21 protein-coding genes and 1 riboswitch are annotated in these 22,419 nt (G+C 43.4%); of the genes, 5 read left to right on the top strand and 16 right to left on the bottom strand.

The window, feature by feature from the left end:
* Positions 1 to 106: 106 nt before the first annotated feature.
* A riboswitch (purine riboswitch) is annotated at positions 107 to 208 on the bottom strand.
* Positions 209 to 303: 95 nt separating this feature from the next.
* Complete coding sequence (locus tag CRO17_RS13390; protein WP_097043004.1) at positions 304 to 1,815, bottom strand: UDP-N-acetylmuramoyl-L-alanyl-D-glutamate--2,6-diaminopimelate ligase; 1,512 nt, start codon at positions 1,813 to 1,815, stop codon at positions 304 to 306.
* Positions 1,816 to 1,994: 179 nt separating this feature from the next.
* On the opposite strand from CRO17_RS13390, the gene CRO17_RS13385 reads away from it, so the two are divergent.
* The gene (locus CRO17_RS13385; protein WP_097043003.1) at positions 1,995 to 3,044 is read left to right on the top strand and encodes an FUSC family protein; all 1,050 of its coding nucleotides are present in this window, start codon (positions 1,995 to 1,997) and stop codon (positions 3,042 to 3,044) included.
* 20 nt (positions 3,045 to 3,064) lie between these two features.
* Here CRO17_RS13385 and guaA read toward each other — a convergent pair whose 3' ends face one another.
* The 7 genes from guaA to CRO17_RS13350 all read right to left on the bottom strand — a co-directional run bounded on the left by guaA (position 3,065) and on the right by CRO17_RS13350 (position 11,322).
* Positions 3,065 to 4,585 carry a glutamine-hydrolyzing GMP synthase gene (gene guaA, locus CRO17_RS13380; protein WP_371747623.1) on the bottom strand — a complete coding sequence of 507 codons (1,521 nt, stop codon included), beginning with the start codon at positions 4,583 to 4,585 and terminating at the stop codon, positions 3,065 to 3,067.
* Positions 4,586 to 4,836: 251 nt separating this feature from the next.
* Entirely contained in the window at positions 4,837 to 7,032 is a 2,196-nt protein-coding gene (locus tag CRO17_RS13375; protein WP_097043002.1) for a DUF4129 domain-containing transglutaminase family protein, read from the bottom strand.
* Positions 7,025 to 8,263: a DUF58 domain-containing protein gene (locus tag CRO17_RS13370; RefSeq protein WP_097043001.1), complete on the bottom strand. Its 1,239-nt coding sequence runs from the start codon at positions 8,261 to 8,263 to the stop codon at positions 7,025 to 7,027. The genes CRO17_RS13375 and CRO17_RS13370 overlap by 8 nt, the downstream gene beginning before the upstream one ends.
* Positions 8,253 to 9,221, bottom strand: coding sequence for an AAA family ATPase (locus tag CRO17_RS13365; RefSeq protein WP_097043000.1), 969 nt, complete (start codon positions 9,219 to 9,221; stop codon positions 8,253 to 8,255). The genes CRO17_RS13370 and CRO17_RS13365 overlap by 11 nt, the downstream gene beginning before the upstream one ends.
* 152 nt (positions 9,222 to 9,373) lie before the next feature.
* Positions 9,374 to 10,591 (bottom strand): cation:proton antiporter, encoded by a 1,218-nt coding sequence (locus CRO17_RS13360; RefSeq protein ID WP_097042999.1) that lies wholly within the window; start codon positions 10,589 to 10,591, stop codon positions 9,374 to 9,376.
* Between the two features lie 3 nt (positions 10,592 to 10,594).
* Positions 10,595 to 11,092, bottom strand: coding sequence for a cation:proton antiporter regulatory subunit (locus CRO17_RS13355; protein ID WP_097042998.1), 498 nt, complete (start codon positions 11,090 to 11,092; stop codon positions 10,595 to 10,597).
* An 11-nt stretch (positions 11,093 to 11,103) separates the two neighbouring features.
* Positions 11,104 to 11,322: an AbrB/MazE/SpoVT family DNA-binding domain-containing protein gene (locus tag CRO17_RS13350; protein WP_097042997.1), complete on the bottom strand. Its 219-nt coding sequence runs from the start codon at positions 11,320 to 11,322 to the stop codon at positions 11,104 to 11,106.
* Positions 11,323 to 11,575: 253 nt separating this feature from the next.
* Here CRO17_RS13350 and CRO17_RS13345 point away from each other — a divergent pair, with 253 nt between their 5' ends.
* Positions 11,576 to 11,851 carry a hypothetical protein gene (locus tag CRO17_RS13345; protein WP_097042996.1) on the top strand — a complete coding sequence of 92 codons (276 nt, stop codon included), beginning with the start codon at positions 11,576 to 11,578 and terminating at the stop codon, positions 11,849 to 11,851.
* A gap of 35 nt (positions 11,852 to 11,886) precedes the next feature.
* Here the strand turns inward: CRO17_RS13345 and CRO17_RS13340 are convergent, their stop codons facing one another.
* The 3 genes from CRO17_RS13340 to CRO17_RS13330 form a co-directional block, all read right to left on the bottom strand.
* Positions 11,887 to 12,978, bottom strand: coding sequence for an N-acetylmuramoyl-L-alanine amidase family protein (locus CRO17_RS13340; protein WP_097042995.1), 1,092 nt, complete (start codon positions 12,976 to 12,978; stop codon positions 11,887 to 11,889).
* Positions 12,979 to 13,191: 213 nt separating this feature from the next.
* A complete protein-coding gene (locus CRO17_RS13335) occupies positions 13,192 to 14,004 on the bottom strand; it encodes an N-acetylmuramoyl-L-alanine amidase (protein WP_179637068.1) in 813 nt (270 codons plus the stop codon).
* A gap of 176 nt (positions 14,005 to 14,180) precedes the next feature.
* The gene (locus tag CRO17_RS13330) at positions 14,181 to 14,654 is read right to left on the bottom strand and encodes a VOC family protein (protein WP_097042993.1); all 474 of its coding nucleotides are present in this window, start codon (positions 14,652 to 14,654) and stop codon (positions 14,181 to 14,183) included.
* A 128-nt stretch (positions 14,655 to 14,782) separates the two neighbouring features.
* Here CRO17_RS13330 and CRO17_RS13325 point away from each other — a divergent pair, with 128 nt between their 5' ends.
* Positions 14,783 to 16,528 carry a methyl-accepting chemotaxis protein gene (locus CRO17_RS13325; RefSeq protein ID WP_179637065.1) on the top strand — a complete coding sequence of 582 codons (1,746 nt, stop codon included), beginning with the start codon at positions 14,783 to 14,785 and terminating at the stop codon, positions 16,526 to 16,528.
* Positions 16,529 to 16,563: 35 nt separating this feature from the next.
* On the opposite strand, the gene CRO17_RS13320 is transcribed toward CRO17_RS13325, so the two are convergent.
* Entirely contained in the window at positions 16,564 to 16,776 is a 213-nt protein-coding gene (locus tag CRO17_RS13320) for a hypothetical protein (RefSeq protein ID WP_077304818.1), read from the bottom strand.
* 226 nt (positions 16,777 to 17,002) lie between these two features.
* Here CRO17_RS13320 and CRO17_RS13315 point away from each other — a divergent pair, with 226 nt between their 5' ends.
* Positions 17,003 to 17,290 carry a hypothetical protein gene (locus CRO17_RS13315; protein WP_097042991.1) on the top strand — a complete coding sequence of 96 codons (288 nt, stop codon included), beginning with the start codon at positions 17,003 to 17,005 and terminating at the stop codon, positions 17,288 to 17,290.
* Positions 17,291 to 17,319: 29 nt separating this feature from the next.
* Here CRO17_RS13315 and CRO17_RS13310 read toward each other — a convergent pair whose 3' ends face one another.
* On the bottom strand, positions 17,320 to 17,817 hold the full coding sequence (locus CRO17_RS13310; protein WP_097042989.1) for a GNAT family N-acetyltransferase: 498 nt from the start codon (positions 17,815 to 17,817) through the stop codon (positions 17,320 to 17,322).
* 467 nt (positions 17,818 to 18,284) lie between these two features.
* Between CRO17_RS13310 and CRO17_RS13305 the strand changes: the two genes are divergently transcribed.
* Positions 18,285 to 18,518: a YozQ family protein gene (locus CRO17_RS13305; protein ID WP_097042988.1), complete on the top strand. Its 234-nt coding sequence runs from the start codon at positions 18,285 to 18,287 to the stop codon at positions 18,516 to 18,518.
* 47 nt (positions 18,519 to 18,565) lie between these two features.
* On the opposite strand, the gene CRO17_RS13300 is transcribed toward CRO17_RS13305, so the two are convergent.
* From CRO17_RS13300 to CRO17_RS13290, 3 genes are all read right to left on the bottom strand, one after another.
* The gene (locus tag CRO17_RS13300; RefSeq protein ID WP_097042986.1) at positions 18,566 to 20,056 is read right to left on the bottom strand and encodes a PH domain-containing protein; all 1,491 of its coding nucleotides are present in this window, start codon (positions 20,054 to 20,056) and stop codon (positions 18,566 to 18,568) included.
* Positions 20,056 to 20,550, bottom strand: coding sequence for a PH domain-containing protein (locus tag CRO17_RS13295; RefSeq protein WP_097042984.1), 495 nt, complete (start codon positions 20,548 to 20,550; stop codon positions 20,056 to 20,058). Before CRO17_RS13295 ends, CRO17_RS13300 begins: the two co-directional genes overlap by 1 nt.
* A 225-nt stretch (positions 20,551 to 20,775) precedes the next feature.
* Entirely contained in the window at positions 20,776 to 22,245 is a 1,470-nt protein-coding gene (locus CRO17_RS13290) for a DHA2 family efflux MFS transporter permease subunit (protein WP_097043170.1), read from the bottom strand.
* Positions 22,246 to 22,419: the final 174 nt, after the last annotated feature.

Here is a 22,419-nt window from a genome sequence, read left to right as displayed (position 1 = left end):
TACTCCTCCTGTTGCTTCGTTGGGGCAGGATAAGCTTTCAAATAAAAAACACTTCTGCCCAAAGAGCAAGAAGCGTTTCTTATCTACACCACATCTGCGTATGTAACTCAGATCGAAATGTCAGCGTAGTCAGGTTAATGACGGTAACCTGGTAGAAACTCATGGGCCATATTCCCAAAATTATACGAAGACGAAAAATATAAGTATTATTACTATTTCACTATAAAAGCAACTTACTCAATTCGTCAATGTTTTTTCAGTATTTGGACCCAAATATAGTATTAGTAATCGTTTCCAAGTTATTCAGCTGAATGTTGATTGCATAATTTCAGAAGTGGCGTTTGTAAAATAATCTTGAATAATAGCATGATCCGAATGCGGAATTGCTTCCCCTTTTACCAGTTGGGCGCCGTTGATTTGTCCGCCTGTAATCAGGACAATATCACCTTTACTGCTGAGCTCTAGCGCAAGTCTGACTGCCTCAGCTCGTGTCTCTGCAGTAGATATATGCTCTCCCTTATTTGAAAAACCTTCACAAACCTTTTTGATAACATCCTTTGGATCCTCGTAACCTGGATGATCAACAGACACGACAATCTCATCCGCGCGTCCTTCCACTGCCTTGGCCATTTCTGGCATTTTGCTATGATCACGAATTCCGACTCCCATAACGGTTGCAATTATGCGCTTATGCGGAATAGTATGAACAGCTGTTAATAATTGATCGAGCGCAACTGGCGTGTGAGCATAATCAAGAATTATTTTTCTGCCGCCGAATTCGAGAACTTCAAAACGACCTTCAGGACTTTCAATTGTCTTCAATACCTCAACGATTGCCCCCATGCCATACCCAAGCTGAATAGCTGTGCATATAGCTGATAGCAAATTTGCGACATTGTATTGACCGAAAATCGGTGCTTTTGCTGCGTATACTTTTCCGTGTATAACTAGTTCAAAATTTGTTCCATGGACATCTGTGCGAATCTGCTGTGCAATAACGTCTGCTTTACTTTTAGGATTCAGACTGTATGTCAGCAAGTCACCTTGATAGCTATTCAGAATTTCTTGGGCCATTCCCTTATCATCCAAGTTCACGATCGCCCTTTTTGTCTGCTGAAAAAGTTTTAGTTTTGCTCGCTTATAGTTTTCCATCGTTTCATGAAATTCCAGATGCTCCGGTGTCAAATTCGTATGAATTGCCACATCAAATGTCATGGCAGCTGTGCGCTTTTGATCAAGTGCAATGGAAGTTGCCTCCATCACTACGGCTTTCTCTCCATCTGCCTCAAGTTTTTGGAACAATGCATGCAAATCTGCAGACTCGGGCGTCGTCGGTGTACTTTTAAAGAAATCAATTTTCTCTTTCGATGTTATGATGCCGCAAGTTCCAATGGAAGTCGTCTTTAATTGAAGCTGATTCAGCAAGGAATGAACATAAGCAGCTACTGTTGTCTTGCCATTTGTCCCCGTCACACCAACTGTAGTGAGCTTTTCCCATACATTATCAGACAGCAGTACTGCCATCTGGGCCATTGCCAGCCTTGCATCTTCTACGGCTAGAAATGTACGGTCTTCATGCTCAAGATAGTATCTCTTTAAAAGATCTTCATCGGTGCCGATAACTACAGACGCTCCTTGTGCAAGCGCATCCTCTATATAAGCGTGTCCATCATGATTCGTACCTTTCACACAAACAAACACATCATCGTTAGTAACTTGACGTGAATTAAAACGCACTGTGTTGGCAATCGTACTAGACGCACCATAAATGCGCTTAAAATGGACTTTATTCTGTTTCATCATGTTGATTATCATGGCTACCCCCTGTATTTCCAATCCAAGTGTTTTCTTCGTTTACCCGAAATACAGAACACATATACCATGCACTCGAAAATCAAGCTGCAAGTCCTATAAATTTACCATTTCCGCCCATTGCCTTCCCTTCTCAATTTTGTTTTAATGTAAACATGTTAGTTTAAAGGTGTTGACAGAAAGTGAAGAAGCCTATTATCGGCAACCGCGTCATTAAGACGGGCATTGCCGTATTTTTTACTGCATTATTATGTGAGTTTGTTCATATAACCCCGGCATTTGCAGTCGTTGCCGCCATTGTTACCATTGAACCGACTATTCATGCATCTATTCAAAAAGGAATCATTCGTTTACCAGCAAGTATGATTGGAGCGGCATTTTCCGTCCTTTCCATTTATTTATTCGGAGCTTCTCCGCTGACCTATACGGCAGCGGCTTTTTTGACGATTGTCGTCTGTTACAAATTGAAGCTGCACGCCGGCTTAATTGTAGCGACAATTACCGCTGTTGCTATGATTGATGTAACGCACGTCAGCTTATGGGCAGATTTTCTAGCGCGACTTGGAGGCAGTGTGATAGGAATTGTAATTTCGACTATCGTAAATATGGTGATACTGCCGCCTGACTATCTTAAAAAATCACGCCAGCAGCTGGAAGTGGTCATCACCCATACAAATAAGCTCCTAAACGATTTTATCGATATCAGAATCAAACAAACGGAAGGCAGCCACCCTGTGCATGTGCTGACGAAATCCTTTCAAAAGCTCACAGAAGAACGGCTGCGTTTGGAGCAATATATTCAGCAGCAGCAAAGTGAAATGCGCTATCATCTTCCAAACGCTGAAACCAAAGCGATTCTGGAAGAAGAAGCTGCCGAAGCACGACAGCTGACACTCATTCACTATCATTTGTGGAACTTAATCCACGCTGGCCGAAGCGGCAAACAGCTGCATTGGAATAACGAGCAGCGTCATCACTACATATTGGCCGCTGAAGCTGTGCAGCAAAACCTGCTGCGTTGGACGAGTAAAAATTGCGCAATAAATAATAAGCCATTTCAAGATTTATTCCAGCTGTACTGGAGTATTGAAATACCCGAAAACCCAGAAGAAGCGTATTTTCCGATTGAAAGCATCTACTTGTATGAACTATTGTCGATTAATCAGCTGATTGAAGAGCAGCAAAGCGGAAATACACATCTGCCACAAAAAAAGGCCGTGCTATCGAATTGATAGCACGGCCTTTTTCTCTATTATTCCCACTCAATCGTTGCAGGTGGCTTACTTGTAATATCATACACAACGCGGTTCACGTGGTTCACTTCATTTACGAAGCGCACGGAGATACGCTCTAATACATCCCAAGGGATACGTGCCCAGTCTGATGTCATGCCGTCGATGCTTGTTACCGCACGGATACCTAGTGTGTAGTCATACGTTCGGGCATCGCCCATGACGCCGACACTCTTGAAGCCTGGAAGGACAGTGAAGTACTGCCAGATATCACGGTCTAGTCCTGCTTTCACGATTTCTTCTTGCAGGATGGCGTCTGATTCGCGTACAATCTCCAGCTTTTCTTCCGTGATTTCGCCGATCACACGGATAGCCAGTCCTGGTCCAGGGAATGGCTGACGGTGCACAATTGCATCTGGCAAGCCCAGCTCTGTTCCAAGTTCACGTACTTCGTCTTTGAACAATGTTTTCAGCGGTTCAATCAATTCGAATTGCATATCTTCTGGCAGTCCGCCCACATTATGGTGGGATTTGATTGTCTGTGCTGTTTCTGTACCACTTTCCACAATATCCGTATAAAGGGTACCTTGTGCAAGGAAGTCCATGTTTTCAAGCTTAGACGCTTCATCATCAAATACGTAGATGAATTCATTACCAATGATTTTACGTTTTTGTTCCGGATCAGAAACACCTTCAAGCTTGCTCAAGAAACGCTCTTGTGCAGGCACCGCAATCAAGTTGATTTTAAATTCATCACGGAATGTTTTCTCGACCATTGCACCTTCGTTTTTACGCAGCAGACCGTGATCAACAAAAATACATGTTAGCTGATCGCCGATTGCTTTGTGAATCAAGGCAGCTACAACAGAAGAATCCACGCCGCCGCTCAATGCGCATAGTACATTGCGATCGCCGACTTGCTGACGGATTTTTTCTGTTTCCATTTCGATGAAATTCTCCATCGTCCATTCTGCTTTTGCATGACAAACGTCAAACACGAACTGCTTCAGCATATGGTTGCCGTATTCAGAATGGCGTACTTCTGGGTGGTACTGCACACCGTAAAGATTGCGCTCTTTGTTGCTGATTGCTGCAACTGGGGTGGACGGGCTTGTCGCATCAACGCTGAAACCAGGTGCCGGATCAAGCACTTTATCACCGTGGCTCATCCACACTAGCTGTGTTTCCGGTGAATCTTTAAAAATAACAGAAGGATTCGTCAAAGTAATTTCGGCACGGCCGTATTCCCGGCTGTCTGCACGCTGTACATTTCCGCCGAAATGCTGCGTCATTAACTGCATGCCGTAGCAGATACCCAATACCGGAATACCCAGCTCGAAGATTTCTTCGTCACAGCGGAAACTATTCTCATCATAAACACTGTGCGGACCGCCGGAAAGGATGATGCCTTTCGGGTTCATTTTGCGAATTTCATCTGCTGTGAGTCTGTGGGAATGCAATTCACTGTACACACCGAACTCCCGGATTCTCCGTGTGATTAATTGATTGTACTGGCTGCCAAAGTCCAGTACTAATATCATATCTGTATCGATATCCAAGTCTGTCCACTCCTTCATAGTTCGTTCTCTAGATATAAGCAGGTCGGGTGCAAGCACCACATTTTACCTTTATCACGTTGTGAAAAAACAGAAGCTGAATCCGCGCCATCTAGTAAGGCGGAATCCAGCAAAGGTAACGCTGTCGGCTCAAGCCTTCACCAACATCAGCAGCTAAGCTGCACGTGTCTGAAGGTGCTTATTGCCTCTTATTCTATCAATGAGCCTAAATGGGGTCAAGATGCCGCTTGTTTAATTAAATTTTCCCACAATTCGACGGCATTTTCCCACAAAGGTTCGCTTTTTTCGTTTCGATAGAGAATTCGCTCATATGCGGCTGTCAATTCAGTCATTCGTGAGTTGCCGTACGCCTTGTCAATTGTCTGCGCATATTCTCGCAATGTTTCTCCTGATTGCCGCTTATAACCTTTATGAGCAAGCAAACGTAACAAGTAGTCATATGCTTTTTCGTATGTTTCCTCCGAACGTTCTTTTCCATACTTGTGAACGTAATAAGCTGTCAGCCACTTGTAGCGAGTCAAGTACAGAAGAAATACCGCAATTAAAAGTACAGCGATTGGAATAATCCAATATATCGGAGAGATAGCTGTGCTTGTTTCTGTTTGCGCTGTTTCGTTTTCTGCTTCTTCTGCTTGCGGCTGCTCTTCCTGTTGCGGTGCAGCCGCTTCCTCTTCCTGATCTGGTTCAGGTGTGTCTGCTTCTGGCGTTTCCGGAGCAGCATCGTCCTCGCTCGTGAATTCTGCCGGATTGCTAAAGCCTTGTGTAGGCTCAAACGGCACCCAGCCAGTCTCTGGAAAATACACTTCTACCCAAGAATGTGCATTAGCATTTGTCACAACATAGGAATCCATATCCGCAGGAGCAGAAACATTCGGATTGGAGCCCGGCTGGCCTTCGGTAAATCCTTTTACCCACCGTGCTGGAATATCTGCTGCACGCAGCAGCACGACCATCGCAGACGAAAAGTTATCGCAATAACCAATTTTTGAATCAAATAAAAATTGGTCTACATAATCTTGATCTTCTTCCGGCACCGGTACATCTTGTGTCCGGTATTGGAATCCATTTTGATTAAAGTACTGCTCCACCGCTTTTGCTTTATCGTACCGAGTAGCTTCAGAACCAGTTATCTCCGATGCCAGCACTCTAACACGATTTGGCAAGGTTTCAGGCAGCTGTGTGTAGCGATTATGGGTGTTTTGATCCTCAATACCTGGATCCCGCCGCAAATCCTCAATATTATATTGCGGCTCGTCAAAAGCAATTGTATACGGTTCAGACGGGTATTGTGATCGATTAAATGTTTCTACCACGCCAAAATCTGAATCCACAGCTACCGAAACAGGATCGCTGAAAAATGTTTGAGTGCCATAAGGATACAGAAGTCGATCCAGCACCTCATTGACATTCGGATACACAATGGCTTCCCGCGGCTCCTTCACTACATCTTCTTGGTAAAGGTCCAAATTCAGTGACTCTCCGCTTTGGAAGCTTTGCGGCTGCACTTGCCTTGAGCGTTCCCAGCCTTTACCGGTGTAGACATCTTTGCTGTCTGCCCGCCAATAGCCGGCGGCTTCGGTTGCTGCCCAAAAAGCAACGGAATTATCTTGGACAAATGGTCCGCCAAGCTGGGAATCATCTTCGCCAAAACCAACTTTTCGAACGCCTCCGCTGCCCGCCTCTTCCTTATCCGTTCCCGACATCTTCTGAATAAAAGGCACTGGATCTGCCCATTGCGGCGGCAGCTTCGGCGCAGCATAACCGACTGCTGCTGATAAAACGAGCAAAGCCAGCAGCGGGCCGCTCCAGAGCAGCAATCGCTTCGGAAGCTGCTGCTTTTCACCGGTCTGATAAATCCTTGTAAAAGCAGCGATTCCCATAGCAAAGAAGCTAAGTACAAAAATACGGACAATTGGACCGCTGCCATCGTATGGCGTAAACGTATCCAAGACGCCAATATAAACAAACGTCATGATAATGAAGAAGAAAATACGATTGGCAATAATAAACCAATAATACAAAAGATTGCTCATCAGCCATAAAAGTATTAAAAACAGCAATGTTCGGAAAAATGGCGTCAGTAACGCGAGCTCTCCTGTAAACAGCAGCTGCAGATTGGTTTGAATCTCGTCTTGGAACAAGGCCACCCAGCTTCCGGATAACAAGTTCTCTTCTGCTAAGATCACTTGCAGTACAACTGCAGTGAGCACAAGCTTTAACAGGAAGCTAAGCCACCAGCGCAGTTTTAGCGCCGACAGCAGAAAACAAACCGCTGTAAACAGCACGAACATTGGCAAACTGCCTGTATCACTGATCTCTTCCAGCGGACGAAGCCACTCCCAAAACAAAAGAAAACCACATAAATAGACGAGGTAGCGAAGGACTTGCAATTGCTGGTCTTTTTTAGGCATTATGCAGCACCTCCGCCCTGTTAGCAGGTTCTTGCATTGGATAAATCTCTATGTTGTGTCCAAGCTGACGAATACCGCTGATCAAGCTGCTATCGGCTTCAGCTTGCCGGCAAATATACAAAACAACAAGCAAATAGCCGCTTTGTCTAAGTGCCCGCAATATCGGAAAATCACCGATATCCAGCTGGGTTGTCACGTAATAGACGGTAGAACCTTTCGGCTGCTTGGAGAGCTCTGCAGCAAGTGCTTGTATCCGTGCAGGTTCTTGTTCGTAACGGACTGTGATCAAATGCTGCTGCACACGCTGCAGCTGTGCACTGCCCATGGTCGCCGGCAGCCATTTGACTTCTTTGCCGATACTTAAGAAACCAACTTGTTCATTGCGTCGCTTTAGCTGCTGATAAACAGAATAGACAATCACAATACTATGTTCGAAAAGATCCTCCGACTGTGCCGCTGCTCTTTGATCCAAGGCTATGAGCACATCCGCACTTTTTTCTTGTTCAAATTCCTTGGTCATCATATCTTGTTTGCGCGCAGATGCTTTCCAGTCGATCCAGCTGAAACGGTCGCCTGGCGTATACTCGCGGATGCCGGAGACGACATTGGTTTGTTTTGAACGAGGAGCGAATGCAGCGGCAGCTCCTTCCTCAAACACACTCGGCGGGTTGCCGAGCGTTATTTCTCTTGGTGCAGGATACACATGCAGCTGCTGCGGCAAGTCAAATACCGCCTCTTTTATGATTAGCTGAAACGGATCGCCTGTACGGATACGCACGCGATACAACTGATGCTTGCCGCGAGGAAGCTTGTCCAGTACATATTCCACATGCAGCTGTTTACGGAACCACGGGAAAAGAATATGCTGTTTCACTTGACGCGATTGGGCCGGCAGCATCGTCCCATCCGTTTTTGTCATTTTTAAGAGTGACTTGTCAAATAAATCTTCCACTTGCACATATGCAAGCGGATAAGGAAAACGCCGCTGTAATGAAAGCTCTACTTTTACCTCGCCGCCGCTTTTAACGTAAGTCTTAGAAAGCGCACGATCAATATGCCAGCTCCCAATGGGGCAGAAAAGCAAGATGAGCACGTAAAGCAGAATCGGCATGTAGGCATAAAACAGGAACCAACTGACAAATCCGCCTTGAAACATACTATAGGTAAACAAGATGCCAGCAAGCAGGATTAAACTTCCTAGCTTCATAGCAAAACGCAATTTACCTTTCATGTACAGATTCCTTCTCCACCGGCACTTCCACTGCTTCTAGCAAACGCTGTATCAGCTTCTCTGGTGTGAGCCCGTCGTAACGCGCTTCCGAGCGAAGCAGCACGCGATGACCAATCACATAAGGAGCCAGTGTTTGCACATCATCCGGAATAACATAGTCGCGATAATGTATATATGCATAAGCTTTCGCCGCTCGTGCCAATGCAATAGAGCCGCGCGGGCTAAGACCAAGATATACATCAGGGTGTTTGCGTGATGCTTGAGCCAAATTCACGATATACTGCTGTATTTGACGGTCCATGTATACATTGGTTACATCCCTTTGCATTTGTACGAGCTCATCCTTCGTCATAACAGGCTCCACTCGAGTAATCGGATGGTTTTCGTCAACAGAGGAAAGCATACGAAGTTCCTCGGCTGCGTTCGGATAACCCATCTGAATTTTCAGCAGAAAACGATCCAGCTGTGCTTCTGGCAGCGGATACGTTCCTTCATAATCAACTGGGTTCTGTGTTGCCATAACAAAAAATGGATCCGCAAGCGGCAATGCATTGCCCTCCACTGTAATGTTCTTTTCTTCCATCGCCTCCAGCAAGGAGGACTGCGTTTTCGGAGATGTACGATTGATTTCATCTGCTAAAACAATGTTGCCTAGAATTGGTCCTGGACGGAATTCGAATTCAAGCGTCTTTGGATTATAAATAGAAACACCCGTTACATCAGACGGCAATAAATCAGGTGTGAATTGAATACGTTTAAAATCGCAATCTACAGATCGTGCAAGGGAACGTACAAGCATCGTCTTCCCAACTCCAGGCACATCTTCCAGCAAAACATGACCGCCAGCCAGCAGAGCCGTTAAACTAAGAATAATCGGTTCTTGTTTTCCGATAATTACTTTATTAATATTCTCTATAATCCGCGTAACAGCGGGATGATAGGTTGATAGCTTCGTCATAAGAGCATTCCTTTCCCAGTTAAATTCGACAGAAAATTTTGGACAAGTGTTTCTTTCATGTTACCTGCCATATGAAGCATCGGCAAGCTATATACATGTAAAATTATTGCAAGAATAGAAAGAAGGCACACAATTGTGAGCCTTCCAAAGATTTACGATTCACGAGCTTTCTTCGCCTTGATCTCCTGCCATTTGAACAGCTTGTTGAGGAAGAGAAAAATTATTTTTGATTCCTTTGTTAGTAAAGGACCTAGTATGGCAAGGATGAGCACGTATAAAGCTGAGAATGGCTGCAGCACACCCATTAATCCGCCTGCCATCCCTAAATTCGCCATAATAATGGAGAATTCTCCTCGAGAAACGATGGTTAATCCAATATTCGTAGATGCTTTATGAGATAAGCCTGCGCGCCGTCCTGCAATCATGCCGGCGACAAAGTTTCCGATAACCGTAATAACGACTGCACCCAGGGCAAGCCATACCGCATCGCCAAGTGTAGTTGGGTCAATACTCAAACCAAAACTAAAGAAGAAAATGGCTCCAAAGAAATCTCGGAATGGGACTACCATATGCTCGATTCTTTCTCCTTGATCTGTTTCCGAGAATACGAGTCCGAGCAAGAGGGCACCGATTGCTTCGGCAACATGAATTGTTTCCGAGAAGCCGGCGATAAAAAATAAAGAAGCGAAAATAACAATGATAAATACCTCATTAGAGGATATACGCAGAAGTTTGCTTAATAGAGGCGCCGCCTTTCTTGCGATAACAAAAAACAGCAGCATATAACCAAGTGCGATTAAAATGGATAGAATCGTTCCGCCCAAGGAGTTGGAGTCTCCTAAAACCAGTCCTGATACAGTGGATAAATAAACAGCGAGGAAGATATCTTCAAACATAATGATACCTAAGATCAGCTCGGTCTCGGTATTGCCAGTACGCCGCAGATCGACGAGCACTTTAGCTACAATGGCGCTGGAACTGATTGTGATAATACCTGCAATAATTAAGGTCTCTTTGATCGGAAATCCGAGCAGAAATGGATAAAGCAAGCCTAAAGCAAAGTTGATTCCGATGTAAATGCTGCCGCCAACGACAATCGATTTACCAGATTTAATAAGCTTTCCAATTGAGAATTCGAGCCCTAAGTAGAATAAGAGAAATAGTACACCAATCCGTCCGAGGAATGCAATGATATCATCACTGTGGACAAACTGGAGATTGATTATGCCAATACTAGGTGCATGCGGTCCGACCAGCATCCCAATGATAATGAGGAACGGGATAATGGAGAAGTTTAACTTGTTGGCTAAAATGGCTGCGATTGCGATTAAAACAAGCGCAGTTCCTACTTCAAAAACTAAATGATCCATCGCTTATCCCCTTTCCTTTAAGAATAGCTCATTGTTGGCACGTTTTAAATCTGCCCGCTCACCAGAAATGACAAGGGTGTCACCGCTATTGAATACAGAATCAACACCAGGATTAAGCTGCTTGGTGTGGTCTTTGCGAATAATACCGATAATATTGATATTATAATGCTGACGGATGCCGATTTCCCCAATTGTCTTCCCGACAATTGGCGCGCTTGGTCCAAGCTTATACCATTCAATTACCAGATCATCAAATGCAACTTCAATCGTTTCCACCGCTTTCGGCTTATATGTCATTCCGCCGATAATCGAAGCAAGCTGTCTTGCTTCCGAATCTGTGAACGTTACACCGGAAATGCTTTCTTCCAAATCATCATCATCATAGTGGTATACTTCTCTGCGGCCGTCATCATGAATAACCACCACAACTTTATCGTCATTGTCCGTCATCAGCTCAAACTTTCTGCCAATACCCGGCAGTTCTGATTCTCGAATATTCATACACGTACCTCCTATTTTAGTGATTTAGCTTTCTGGACGACTTCCTTGAACTTGCTGTCGCTTAGAATTTCCTGCAGGTCATGAATAGAATCAAGATTAGCTTTTGCCATAAACACAATCCCGCACTCTTCCACAAATGCTACATGCTCCCCTTCCTTGACGTCCAGCACCTCCCGAATATATTTCGGCACTGTAATTTGCCCTTTTGAACTAAGCTTTGCTAATTCCATGATTTCGCCCTTCTTTCAAGTATTCCTTACATTCTTTACTTCCCTTACAAGTAAAGTCTACTAAACATCTCTCCCCTCCACAAGTAAGGGTTTACATTTTAGTGTTTTTTTTGCTGCTCAGCTATTCAAATTCCTGACACATTTCTAGGCTTTAATTGGCATTTCACTGGTCATTCAGCAGCTTATCCAGTATACTAAAGATAGGAACGAATGTTCTTGTTTTTTATTAAACAACAGGAGGACTGGCAGCAAGATGCAATTTCGGTACGCATATACTGCAGGAAAAGAAGCAGTTGTCCGGCACGAGCTGGAGCGGAGTATTTCCAATTATGTGAAGGAAATTATCCCAGATGCACATCGACTCTATTCCAAGAGGACTTCTTCTTCCAATAAAGGTCAGATTCGACAGGATTGGCGTAATGTCATCAACAAAGAAGGTCAGGAGATAAATCAAATTTACATCGAGATGTACAAGGAACAAGCAGATGATTCTTCCTATTACGTCGCTGAAGTAGATTTAACAAAATAAAAACGATGCGGGTTTTCCGCATCGTTTCTCTATAATCACTGATAATAAGTTTCGAGCCCTTTTACGATTCCAGTTGCAGCTTTTTGCTGGTAGCTGTCTGTTAGCAGGTTGGCAGCTTCAGCCGAGTTTGTAATATAACCAATTTCAGCCAAGATCGCTGGCGCCTGTGTATTGCGCAGCACACTGAAATCAGCTGCTTGCGTGCCGCGGTCTACGGAACCGAGCTGTGATATTAAGTTTTCCTGCACAGTAGAAGCAAGCTGCACACTTGTATCACCATCCGGGTAATAATATACTTCTGTTCCATTCACATATTCCTCGGATGATGCATTCAAATGAATGCTGACGAACATGGAGGCATGTGCAGCATTCGACATCGCTGCCCGAGTCTCAAGTGCAACGAATGCATCGTCATCCCGTGTCATAATGACATTTGCTCCGAGATTCTCCAATTGCTCCTGGGCTTTTAACGCAATAGATAGAACAGCAGATTTCTCATAAAAGTAATCTCCAATTGCTCCGCTGTCTTTTCCGCCGTGACCGGCATCGATTACAATCGTTTTTCCTTTCAACGGCGACAAGCTGTAACTCGCTTCATTCTCACTCGTAGTAATATAATCCATACTCACATAACCTGTATTACCATCATGCTCAACTTGTGCCCAGTTATCTTGAATAGAAACAATTGACACTGCTTCTCCATTGTACAAGCTTTCTGTAACAGCAGCGGACATATTTGGTGCTGTTCTGACATTCAGCGAAGTGGCAACTTGTACATACCCTTCGGTTGCAGCATTAGACTGAACCGCTGTTTGCTGTACATTCGGAGCTGCCGACGCGGAATCTTGAACACCGCTGACAAATACCATACTTATGTATCCTTCTTGCCCATAATAGTCGATTTTACCCCAGTCGTGCCTTATTTCTTCGATCTCAACTGCCTGTCCACCTTGAAGTTTGCCAATTACTACTGCATTATTCGAAGGCTCAGCGCGCACATTCAGAGACGTCGATACATCGATTGTTCCACTAGCCGCATAGCTCGATGCTGGTAAAAATGCTACAGCTGCTATAAGTGCAATAATAACAACCAAGCTTGAGCGACGGATTAGATGTTTGTCTAGCATACGATTCTCCCTTCACATTGTAGATTTTTGTAGATTCGCCATTATTATAGATGAAAATCTTGCCATTGAATAGTCTAATAGTCTTGCCAATTAATTGACAGTAACCGTCGAATTCAAAAAAAATCAGTATTATTGCCTCTCTTGAACCAGTTTTCTAGTCAAAAAGGCAGTGATATACGAGATTTGCTGTCTGTATCTGCGTAATTCTCATTGTTAATCCGTATAATCACGTATACCTTGCACAAGTCCGGCTGCTGCTTTTTCCTGGTAGGAAGCAGATGCTAGTTTTTGTGCTTCTGGCGCATTTGTCAAAAAGCCTATCTCAGCCAATACAGCTGGCATGCTTGTGTTGCGGAGCACATTAAAGTCAGCGCTCTTAACACCGCGGTTATGTGAACCAAGCTGATTTAATAATCCGGTCTGTACAGCAGCAGCTAAAGCATAGCCGCTTGAAGAACCCGGATAGTAATATACCTCTGTTCCACTTGCCGCAGTTGCTGAAGCTGCATTCGCATGAATACTGACAAACACATCTGCTCCGGCTGTGTTTGCTTGGTTTGCTCTGTCTTCCAACTCAATATAAGAGTCGTTAGACCTCGTCATCATTACTTCTGCACCTTGTGCCTGAAGTTTAGCTTGCGTTTTCTTTGCAATTGGCAGTACGACTCGCTTCTCTAACACACCATTTGCGATAGCACCACTGTCTTTCCCGCCATGGCCGGCATCAATCGCAATCACTTTTCCTGCTAATTCACTTGCTCTCATATGTACGTAATGCATGCTCACATAACCTGTCTCACCTTTATAGGTAATGCTCCCCCAGTTATTGGCAACTTCCTGCAATTCGACAATGTCTCCCGGATATAAGCTGCCGATGATATGCGCTGATGTAGATGGCGCTTGCCGTACATTCAATGTGGTATCCACATCCACCGTACCGCTTTGAGCGAAACTTGCTGCCGGGTACAGTACGATGGCTGTGAAAATGATGCATATTCCTATCAAAAGCTGTCTATTTCTGATCATACATGCCCTCCTATACTGACAAAAATCGAATGTTGTCACCATTATAGAAGACATGCTGAACAGCAGGTAGACCTATTCACAGAAAAGGTCCGGACGCTCTAGGTGATAGACTTGTTTTTCCAGACACCTCTTGCAATTCCTAACCTTCTGCCCATTACGTAACATCCACGTGCGTATTACCGATTCGCAAAGATTTGTTCCGTACTGTGAGAATACACTTCAATAATATTTCCAAAAGGGTCCTGGCAGTAGACGAGATAGTAGTTGCTGTCTTCGTTCAATGGCCAAAATTGACTAATAACTTTCCCGCCGGTCTTTTCAATCTTCTTCGCCAAGCGATGTACATCTCCGTCCTCCGCTACTACACAAAGATGGAACATACCCGGGTCCCATGGATGTCTTTCGGTTTTTCCATTTGTCTTAGGTTCAATAAATTCAAACAATTCAATACCGACTTGATTTGCTGCACTCATGTGGACATTACGAATATGTTTTACTTGTTCACCTTGCAAGTCTTGGGTCATGTCCCCTGCTTCTGGTTTCATATCAAATGGACCTGCTATGATTCGGAATCCAAGTACTTCCTTATAAAAATTAACCGCTGCATTTAAATCTGACACCGTCAAACCAATATGTGTAATTGCTGCCATACCCATTCCCTCCTACTATTTAGCTGTTTTTTACAAAAAAAATCATATCCTCTACCTATTTCACTTCACAATTGGTTTTAAACTCCGATTATATAAGTGAACAGTTCTGCGTTCAAAGGGGGATGACCATGAAAAAAAGACATGGCTTAGCAGGGAAGTTAATGATTGTTGTTGCACTAATTACGATTATATGCGGTACAGCTGTTGGAACCATCAGCTATTTAACAGCCAAAAATCAGCTGATTGAAGCTGGAAAAATGGACTTGCAGCATATGGCCAACAGTGCCGCTAGCGTACTGACACTTCTCAATGAGCAGGTGGAAAATGGGGAACTTACGCTGGAAGAAGCGCAAGAGGAAGCTCGCGTTATCTTGAACGGTCCTATCGAGGCTGGTGCGCATGATCTATCACAATCAGATTTTAATTATAAAGATGGTGCCGGTTACATTCTGGCTTATGATGATCAAGCAAATATGGTGCTTCATCCAAGAAAAGAGATTAACTCAGCTCCTACAGATGATGGCATAAAGAAAAATCGAGAAGACATAATCAAATTAGCAAAATCACAGGATGGTGATGCCAATAGTTTCTTAAGCTACGATGATCCTGATGAAAAAACAGGTGAAATCCGGGAGAAAATGGCATACGCAAATTATTTTGAGCCGTGGAATTGGACGGTTGGTATTACTGTATATACAGACCTTTTCTACTCAGACCTACAAACGGTTAAATGGATCATTATTGGCGTTACTGCCGGTATGACAATTCTCAGTCTTGTTTTGTTTTACTTCATCATCCGTCCAAAGCTGGTACAGCTTAAGTTAGTTACGGATGCGGCCACCCAGCTTGCTGCCGGTGACTTCCGCGAACAGCAGCTGAAAGAATCAAAAGATGAAATTGGCGTGCTGAGCCATGCATTCACTAAAATGGCTGGAGAGCTGCGCCTATTGGTGCAAAGTATTATTCAATCCAGCGACAAAGTATCGGACGCAGCATCTGAGCTGTCTGCAGTGAGTGAAGAAACTTCTGCCAGCAGTGAACAAGTTGGCGTAGCCGTCGATGATATCGCCAACGGAGCAAGTTCCCAAGCAGCTGATTTGGAAACAACAGCGCACCATTTGAGCGGATTTAATAACTCCATCCGGACAATGACTGCTCAAAGTGATGCAATCGCTCAGGCTGCACTTCAAACAAGTGATGCGACGACGAAGGGCAGCACGATGATGCTTGATTTGCAAGCAGCGAACGATGCATCTATGCAAAAAGTTGAAGCCATTTCTGATGGTATGAGAGATCTAGATAACAATCTGCAGCAAATTGTTAAGATTACAGATGTTATTGAAAATATTACCGAAGAAACAAACTTACTTGCATTGAATGCAAGTATTGAAGCAGCACGTGCTGGAGAGCATGGAAAGGGCTTTGCTGTTGTAGCGAGTGAAGTTCGGAAACTTGCAGATCAATCCAATGCTGCCACAAAAGAAATTCAGCAAATGATTTCTTCCATCACGAAAGAAGCTGCAGAGAATGTTGCCTTAATTGAATCGAATAAACAGCAAGCAGAACAACTGAATCGTTCGGTTGTTTCTACAGCGGCTGAATTTGCAGCCATTGAAGCTGCAGCAGAAGCAACGAAGAATGCAGGCAATAAGCTAATTGACGAAATCAAGCAAGTCACATCGCAAACGAATGGCATCACAGACAGCATCCAAAATGCATCTAGTGTGTCCGAAGAAACGGCTGCCAGCGTCGAAGAAATCGCTGCATCTATTGCAGATCAAATTCAAGCAGTCGGCAATATCGCCGCATCGGCTGAGGAGCTGACACATATCAGCAGACAGCTGAATGAATCTATCGCTGTTTTCAAACTATAAAAAAAGACCCGAAGCTCAGCTTCGGGTCTTTTTTATCAGGTACAGCCTTCACATTCGTAATAATGTTTGCTCGCATCTAATGTGCGAAGCAAGCTGCCGATTTCGACTTCTTCTGGTTCTACGAATTCCAAATCTGCCACACGTTCCTGAATGGACTGGCGAGCTTCTTCTTCAGATTCAGCTACGTAGCTGAATTCGCTCTTTTCACCAGTTGGCAGTATCTTGTACTCGAATAAGTATCTTTGCATATTACCGGCCTCCGCAACACAATATATAGTGTACGTACACTATACACCATCCCATATATGCAGGTCAATTGAAAAAATCCCATTCTGCTATATTGCTAGTTTTCTTAATAATCTGTTACCCAGGCAACCCGTTTCATTAAACCGTTTTCTTGCAAGGAGGAAATTTAATTTCTAGTTTAATATGTTGGGACAACCAAGCATACGTTATACAAAGGAGGTAGGGACGTTGGAATTTCCTATGATTATGACGAACTTCTGGGATGCTGTGCTTGGGGTCCCCATCGTTCTCATATTTACTCAGATTGTAAAGCATTTGCTTCCGCTTCCCGGCAAGTATACACCTACAATTGCCTTGCTGAGCGGCTTGCTATTGTCTTTTCTTTTCAGTCATCCTGACAACTTGATAGCTGCGATTTTTATGGGATATTTTTATGGTTATGCCGCCGTTGGCAGTTATGCTGCGCTTCGAACGGCTTTACGCGCCTACCGGAAAGACAAGCATGATTATCGCTGATAAAGCTGAACGCCAATTTTGGCGTTTTTTTATATACCGTAAACGTGCTTGAGTATGTTTTGTTTCACTTGGCCAAAGTTCTTTTCGTCAAGAGCCTGCGGATAGCTCATCAGCTGCAAAGGCACAGCTGCTCCTCCCTGACGCAAAGCTGGCTGTTCATAAGAAAAATCGTTCAGATGAAAACCCAGCTTCTCATAAAAGCGCACACGCCGGGCTGCATCTGTAGAATCAGCAGGAGGTTCTACTTCCAGTACAATGCGCTGCTTCGTTCCAGCTATCACATCACGCATAATTTGACTGCCAAGGCCTTGTCCCCGATAACGCTCCTCCACTGCTATATGTTCAATGAAAGTTAGCCCAGGCAGCATATACCGCGCATAAAATGCTGTCAAGCTGCCGTTTTTTACATATGTATAAATATGATAATCTTCTCTTTCCAGAAGCGCTAATTGAACTTCAAAATTTCGATATTCCACCTTTGGAAAAGAACGCTGCATTAAGTTGTAAACAAATTGAAAGCCCTGCATTAGAATACTTCCTTTTTCTTATTAGTATACATGAAAAAAGCGCCAGCTTCTGCTGACGCTTTTCTGCTCAGTTAGGATACCGCTTCTGATATCCCCTTCACAACTGCAATAAAGGTAACCCATAATGGAATACTTAAGCCTGTACCATATAATAACCCTACAAAAAAATTATTGTCATTCTTTTTCATGTCACGTCCACTCCTTCTATTGTGAGGATGTAGAATAGCTTCCTGCTTACATACATTTTATATTGAAAGCGTTTACACGGCAATAGGTTTTACTTGCTAAATTTCTTCAATAAACGCCATCGTATTTAAAATTTTCCCAATATTGTTTTGTTATAAACATTTGAATTAATAAATAGGAGTTTTGCTTTATATTAAAGGAAAATAATTCAAGCGATAGAGTGTAGCATATTTTGTGCACATTTTTGAAAAACTAAGCTTAACTGGAAGGAGGCATACAGAATGGCAAAATCAAAAAAACGAGCGCAAGAGAATGCAAATAAAGTTGCAGAAAAACAATATAATCCTTCAGACTATGAAGCGACTAGCGAGATTGATCAAGGAACAGCAGTTACCCATGAACAAGTGACGGACACGTACACAGAAGGTACAATTGACGGGAACATTGATAATGTAACTAAGGACGGTTCCCTAAAAAACAAACAAGGTAAAGATATCCCGCGAGAAGGATTCTAAAGTAACAAAAAGGACAGCCCGCTTGTGAGCTGTCCTTTTTCATTGCCTTATTGCCTGCGAACATCCTCTGTTCGCTGGTAAAACCATGCATAGAAACGCGCTGCTTCTGCTGCAGGAATATCTTTAATCTTATTATGCAAAACGGGTTTTGCACGGTTAATGGATGTAATGGTAGCTAATCCGAGCCAGCGCTGCAATGGATTTTGCATGCTGGCAATCTCAATCATTTTATTTCGCTTTGTAACAAATGTCGTTGTCGTAAAAGCACCTGATTTTATTTGAAAGAACTTCTCACTAATTACATATTGGGTATGCTTGAAGTCTAAATAACGATACAGCTCGATAAAGCAGAACAATACAATGGCTGCAATCCACCATGTGATCTCAAATCCCAGTACTTCCGGCCGCCAGAAAAACAGTGTGATGGTGACAATCAGCCAAATGATGCTCGGCTGCATTGTGCGGTAAACAAGAACTTTCGGCTCTAATTTAGCCATGTTTCTTTTCACTTTGTATTCTGGAAGTATCTCTGCGAGTAACGTGTATGCCCGTTTTAAAGGGAAATAAGGATACAAGGAATTAATCTCTTCTGTGTCTTCACTTAAATCCAATGCACCTGTAGTAATCAGCTTTATTTTAGCTAACCCGAGAAAACGATGTAACAGCGGTTGAGCTATTTCAATCCCTTGTACGCGATCTTTGCGAATGGAAAATGATGATTCATCCAAGAGCCCGGTCCGTATGTAGATGTGGTTATCGTCTGTGGCTAGTTCGTAATTTCCATATTTCTGCAGTATTCGCCACATCCCAATCAGCATGGACAGTACAATCAGAATGAGCAGTCCAATGCCTGTAATCCACCACACCTTCAATAACGGTAAATACTGACGAACATCACTCCAATCAAAGAAAATGTCTGCCTTTAATAGAAAGGATACAAGCAACGGAGGTATAATCAGGAAGCTTAACGATGTAAACGAAGCCTTTATCAGCTCTTTTTTGGTTGGTTTAAAATGGATGAACCGGTCTTTGACCTTAGGCTGTGGTGCTTCAGCAGTAAATTCATCCAATTCCTCTTCTATTACAGCTGCCTCCTGAGTTGGCACAGCTTCCTGTTTTGCCAGCTGCTCCAGTCGATCAGCCTCTGCTTTTCTAAGCACTTGGAATTCAACTGCTTGCTCCTGCGACCCTGTCTCAAACTTAATCGCAGACAAGCCTAACAATCGATGCATCAATTTTTTATGTTTCGTTACACTCTGGATTTTCTCATAGGGTACTGTGCGACTAGATTTAGTAAAGATTCCGCTGTATAAGTGAAATGCATAGTCATCCGTTGCATACTTCTCAAAAAACCATTTCAAGATATCATGAAGAATGGATAGCAGTATAATAGCCAGCACTATATAACCGGCGTATTTCCCCCACCAGTTATCAGCACTATTAAAAATAGTGACTATTATAAGCGGAACAATCCAACCCTTTATCGCCTTTACAATCCCAAACAGCATAATGGCCGGATGATAACGTTTTGTCTCCATCAGTCATCCTCTTCCTTCGCTTTGGCATACGCTGCAATCTCATTTCGCAATGCATATGCTTCCTTCTCTGGCAGCCCTGGAATACTATACTCGCCGGCCATTGTCTCTATTTCGACTTTCCGGAGTTTATATTTTCTTAATAACGGTCCTTGCTTCGTTTCGACCGATTGAATCTTTGTCACGGGAATAAGCTGATCCTTTTGGAACCAGGCACCTTGTCGCAGCTGGACATATTCTTCATCCATGTCATAGCGCCAATTACGATGGTCAATAACTGTTGCGAAATAGCCGATAACACCAAACGGCACAAAGACGATGAACAGAATAAGAAGCACGATCCCTATCCAGGCCGGCCACACAAACAGATAATCAAAAACAAATAATCCCCCAAAGATGAGCAGAATAATCGCATCAAAAATAATGTCACCTATAACTCCGACCCGCAATGATTCTTTGGGCAGTTTATATTTTGGTTCTTTTACTGGTGTCTCCATATGCTCCCCCGCTTTATCTCTATTTCTAGTTATATACGTGTACTAGTTAAAATGGTTTCAAAACTGTACTAATCTAATAGTACAGTTTGCGGAACAAGCAGACAATCATTATTTTGTTAAAAAGAAGTAAAAAAGGATTATCATGGGTATAGGAGTGCGATACAATCATTGAAATTCTAGAAATAAAAAAAGAATGGACCCGGTAAAAAACCGAGTCCATTCTTTTTATTTTGCAGGTTGGACCTGATTAATGTCTTGATTTTCTATTTTCGCAACAGCTTCGCTGCTTGTATCTACTCGTTTAACAAACAGTGCAAGCACCAATGCCAAAATGTTGATACCGAGTGCTACATAGAAGGAAGCATGAATACCAGCAAGCAACGCTTTTTGTGTCATTAAAGCAGTTGCTGTTTCTGTCAGTGTTGCTGGATTTACGCCTGCCATCAAGTTTGTCGCCTCGTCTTTTGTTACCGAGTTCATGATGGTAACAAGGACGGCAGTACCAATTGAACCAGATACTTGCTGCGCTGTGTTATTCACCGCTGTACCGTGTGGGTTCAATGCAGTTGGCAGTTGATTCAAACCATTTGTCATAATCGGCATCATCACCATAGACATACCGAACATACGCAGTGTATAAACAACGATAATGTAAGTATAGCTGGAATCGAGCTGCAAATGCGCCAGCATGTAAGTGGATACAGCCGTAATCGTTAAGCCGACAGCTGCTAGAATTCGCGGTCCGAATTTATCAAAAAGACGACCGGTAATTGGCATCATCAGTCCCATAATAATCGCACCCGGCAGCATCATCAAACCAGAATCTAACGGCGAAATGCCACGTACGTTCTGTACATATGCTGGTGTTAAAATCATACCGGAAAACATCGCCACCGCATTTACAATCGAAATGACAGAACCTAATGCAAACATCGGATGTTTATATACGCGAAGGTCCAGCAAAGGTTTTTCGATTCGTAATTGGCGTAAAACAAAAATAACCAGTGCAATTGTTCCTGCGATCAAAGTTGTCAATACAACTGAATCAGTCCAGCCGTCAGAACTGGCAGAACTAAAGCCGTAAAGCAAGCCGCCAAAACCAACTGAAGATAGCACAATGGATAAATAATCGAGTGTTGCTTCTTTATTTTGCGGCATCACATTTCTAAGCTTCCATACAGCCAGTAAAACACTAATTACTGCCAGCGGAAGAATCATCTCAAACAATAAACGCCAGTCATAATATTCCACGATATAACCAGACAAAGTCGGGCCGATAGCCGGTGCGGTAATCATAACCAGACCAAAAATCCCCATCGCTGCACCACGTTTTTCACGCGGGAAGCTAACGAGCATAATGTTCATCAGTAATGGACCCATAACAGAGGAACCTGCCGCCTGAACCATACGGCCGGTCAGCAATAAGCCGAAGTTTGGTGCAAAAGCTGCCAAAGCAGTACCTAGTGTAAAAATAATCATTGCTGTAATAAATAACATACGGTTTGAAAAACGTGTGACTAAGAATGCTGATGCAGGAATTAAGACCCCGCTCACCAGCATATAACCAGTTGCCAGCCATTGGACGGTCGAATAATCTTTAATATCCAAGTCCACCATAATGGAAGGCAGTGCAACGTTCAATAAGGAGTTATTTAAAAACGATACAAACGCCCCGACAAATAAGATTGCCAACATTAAGTATGGCACTTTTCTTGGTTGTGATATTTCTGAATTCAACTTTCTATCTCCCTTAATTCAATTTTAATGCTGCAAAGAAGGCCGCTTGCAAAGGCTAGCGTTGACCCCTTGTTTTTGCAGTGTCTCTACTACTTTCTTCATTAGCTTGTCGCTCTTCTTGATTACTTTGTT

The sequence above is a fragment of the Terribacillus aidingensis genome (genome assembly GCF_900215625.1).
In the GTDB taxonomy this organism is placed as follows: domain Bacteria; phylum Bacillota; class Bacilli; order Bacillales; family Amphibacillaceae; genus Terribacillus; species Terribacillus aidingensis.
This window is presented reverse-complemented; position numbering and strand designations above follow the sequence as displayed.

What these genes read in the sequence shown, in the direction of transcription:
- CRO17_RS13390 (WP_097043004.1), bottom strand. Translation starts at nt 1,815, where the DNA reads ATGATAATCAACATGATGAAACAGAATAAAGTCCATTTTAAGCGCATT.
- guaA (WP_371747623.1), bottom strand. Translation starts at nt 4,585, where the DNA reads ATGATATTAGTACTGGACTTTGGCAGCCAGTACAATCAATTAATCACA.
- CRO17_RS13375 (WP_097043002.1), bottom strand. Translation starts at nt 7,032, where the DNA reads ATGCCTAAAAAAGACCAGCAATTGCAAGTCCTTCGCTACCTCGTCTAT.
- CRO17_RS13370 (WP_097043001.1), bottom strand. Translation starts at nt 8,263, where the DNA reads ATGAAAGGTAAATTGCGTTTTGCTATGAAGCTAGGAAGTTTAATCCTG.
- CRO17_RS13365 (WP_097043000.1), bottom strand. Translation starts at nt 9,221, where the DNA reads ATGACGAAGCTATCAACCTATCATCCCGCTGTTACGCGGATTATAGAG.
- CRO17_RS13360 (WP_097042999.1), bottom strand. Translation starts at nt 10,591, where the DNA reads ATGGATCATTTAGTTTTTGAAGTAGGAACTGCGCTTGTTTTAATCGCA.
- CRO17_RS13355 (WP_097042998.1), bottom strand. Translation starts at nt 11,092, where the DNA reads ATGAATATTCGAGAATCAGAACTGCCGGGTATTGGCAGAAAGTTTGAG.
- CRO17_RS13350 (WP_097042997.1), bottom strand. Translation starts at nt 11,322, where the DNA reads ATGGAATTAGCAAAGCTTAGTTCAAAAGGGCAAATTACAGTGCCGAAA.
- CRO17_RS13345 (WP_097042996.1), top strand. Translation starts at nt 11,576, where the DNA reads ATGCAATTTCGGTACGCATATACTGCAGGAAAAGAAGCAGTTGTCCGG.
- CRO17_RS13340 (WP_097042995.1), bottom strand. Translation starts at nt 12,978, where the DNA reads ATGCTAGACAAACATCTAATCCGTCGCTCAAGCTTGGTTGTTATTATT.
- CRO17_RS13335 (WP_179637068.1), bottom strand. Translation starts at nt 14,004, where the DNA reads ATGATCAGAAATAGACAGCTTTTGATAGGAATATGCATCATTTTCACA.
- CRO17_RS13330 (WP_097042993.1), bottom strand. Translation starts at nt 14,654, where the DNA reads ATGGCAGCAATTACACATATTGGTTTGACGGTGTCAGATTTAAATGCA.
- CRO17_RS13325 (WP_179637065.1), top strand. Translation starts at nt 14,783, where the DNA reads ATGAAAAAAAGACATGGCTTAGCAGGGAAGTTAATGATTGTTGTTGCA.
- CRO17_RS13320 (WP_077304818.1), bottom strand. Translation starts at nt 16,776, where the DNA reads ATGCAAAGATACTTATTCGAGTACAAGATACTGCCAACTGGTGAAAAG.
- CRO17_RS13310 (WP_097042989.1), bottom strand. Translation starts at nt 17,817, where the DNA reads ATGCAGGGCTTTCAATTTGTTTACAACTTAATGCAGCGTTCTTTTCCA.
- CRO17_RS13305 (WP_097042988.1), top strand. Translation starts at nt 18,285, where the DNA reads ATGGCAAAATCAAAAAAACGAGCGCAAGAGAATGCAAATAAAGTTGCA.
- CRO17_RS13300 (WP_097042986.1), bottom strand. Translation starts at nt 20,056, where the DNA reads ATGGAGACAAAACGTTATCATCCGGCCATTATGCTGTTTGGGATTGTA.
- CRO17_RS13295 (WP_097042984.1), bottom strand. Translation starts at nt 20,550, where the DNA reads ATGGAGACACCAGTAAAAGAACCAAAATATAAACTGCCCAAAGAATCA.
- CRO17_RS13290 (WP_097043170.1), bottom strand. Translation starts at nt 22,245, where the DNA reads ATGTTGGCAATCTTATTTGTCGGGGCGTTTGTATCGTTTTTAAATAAC.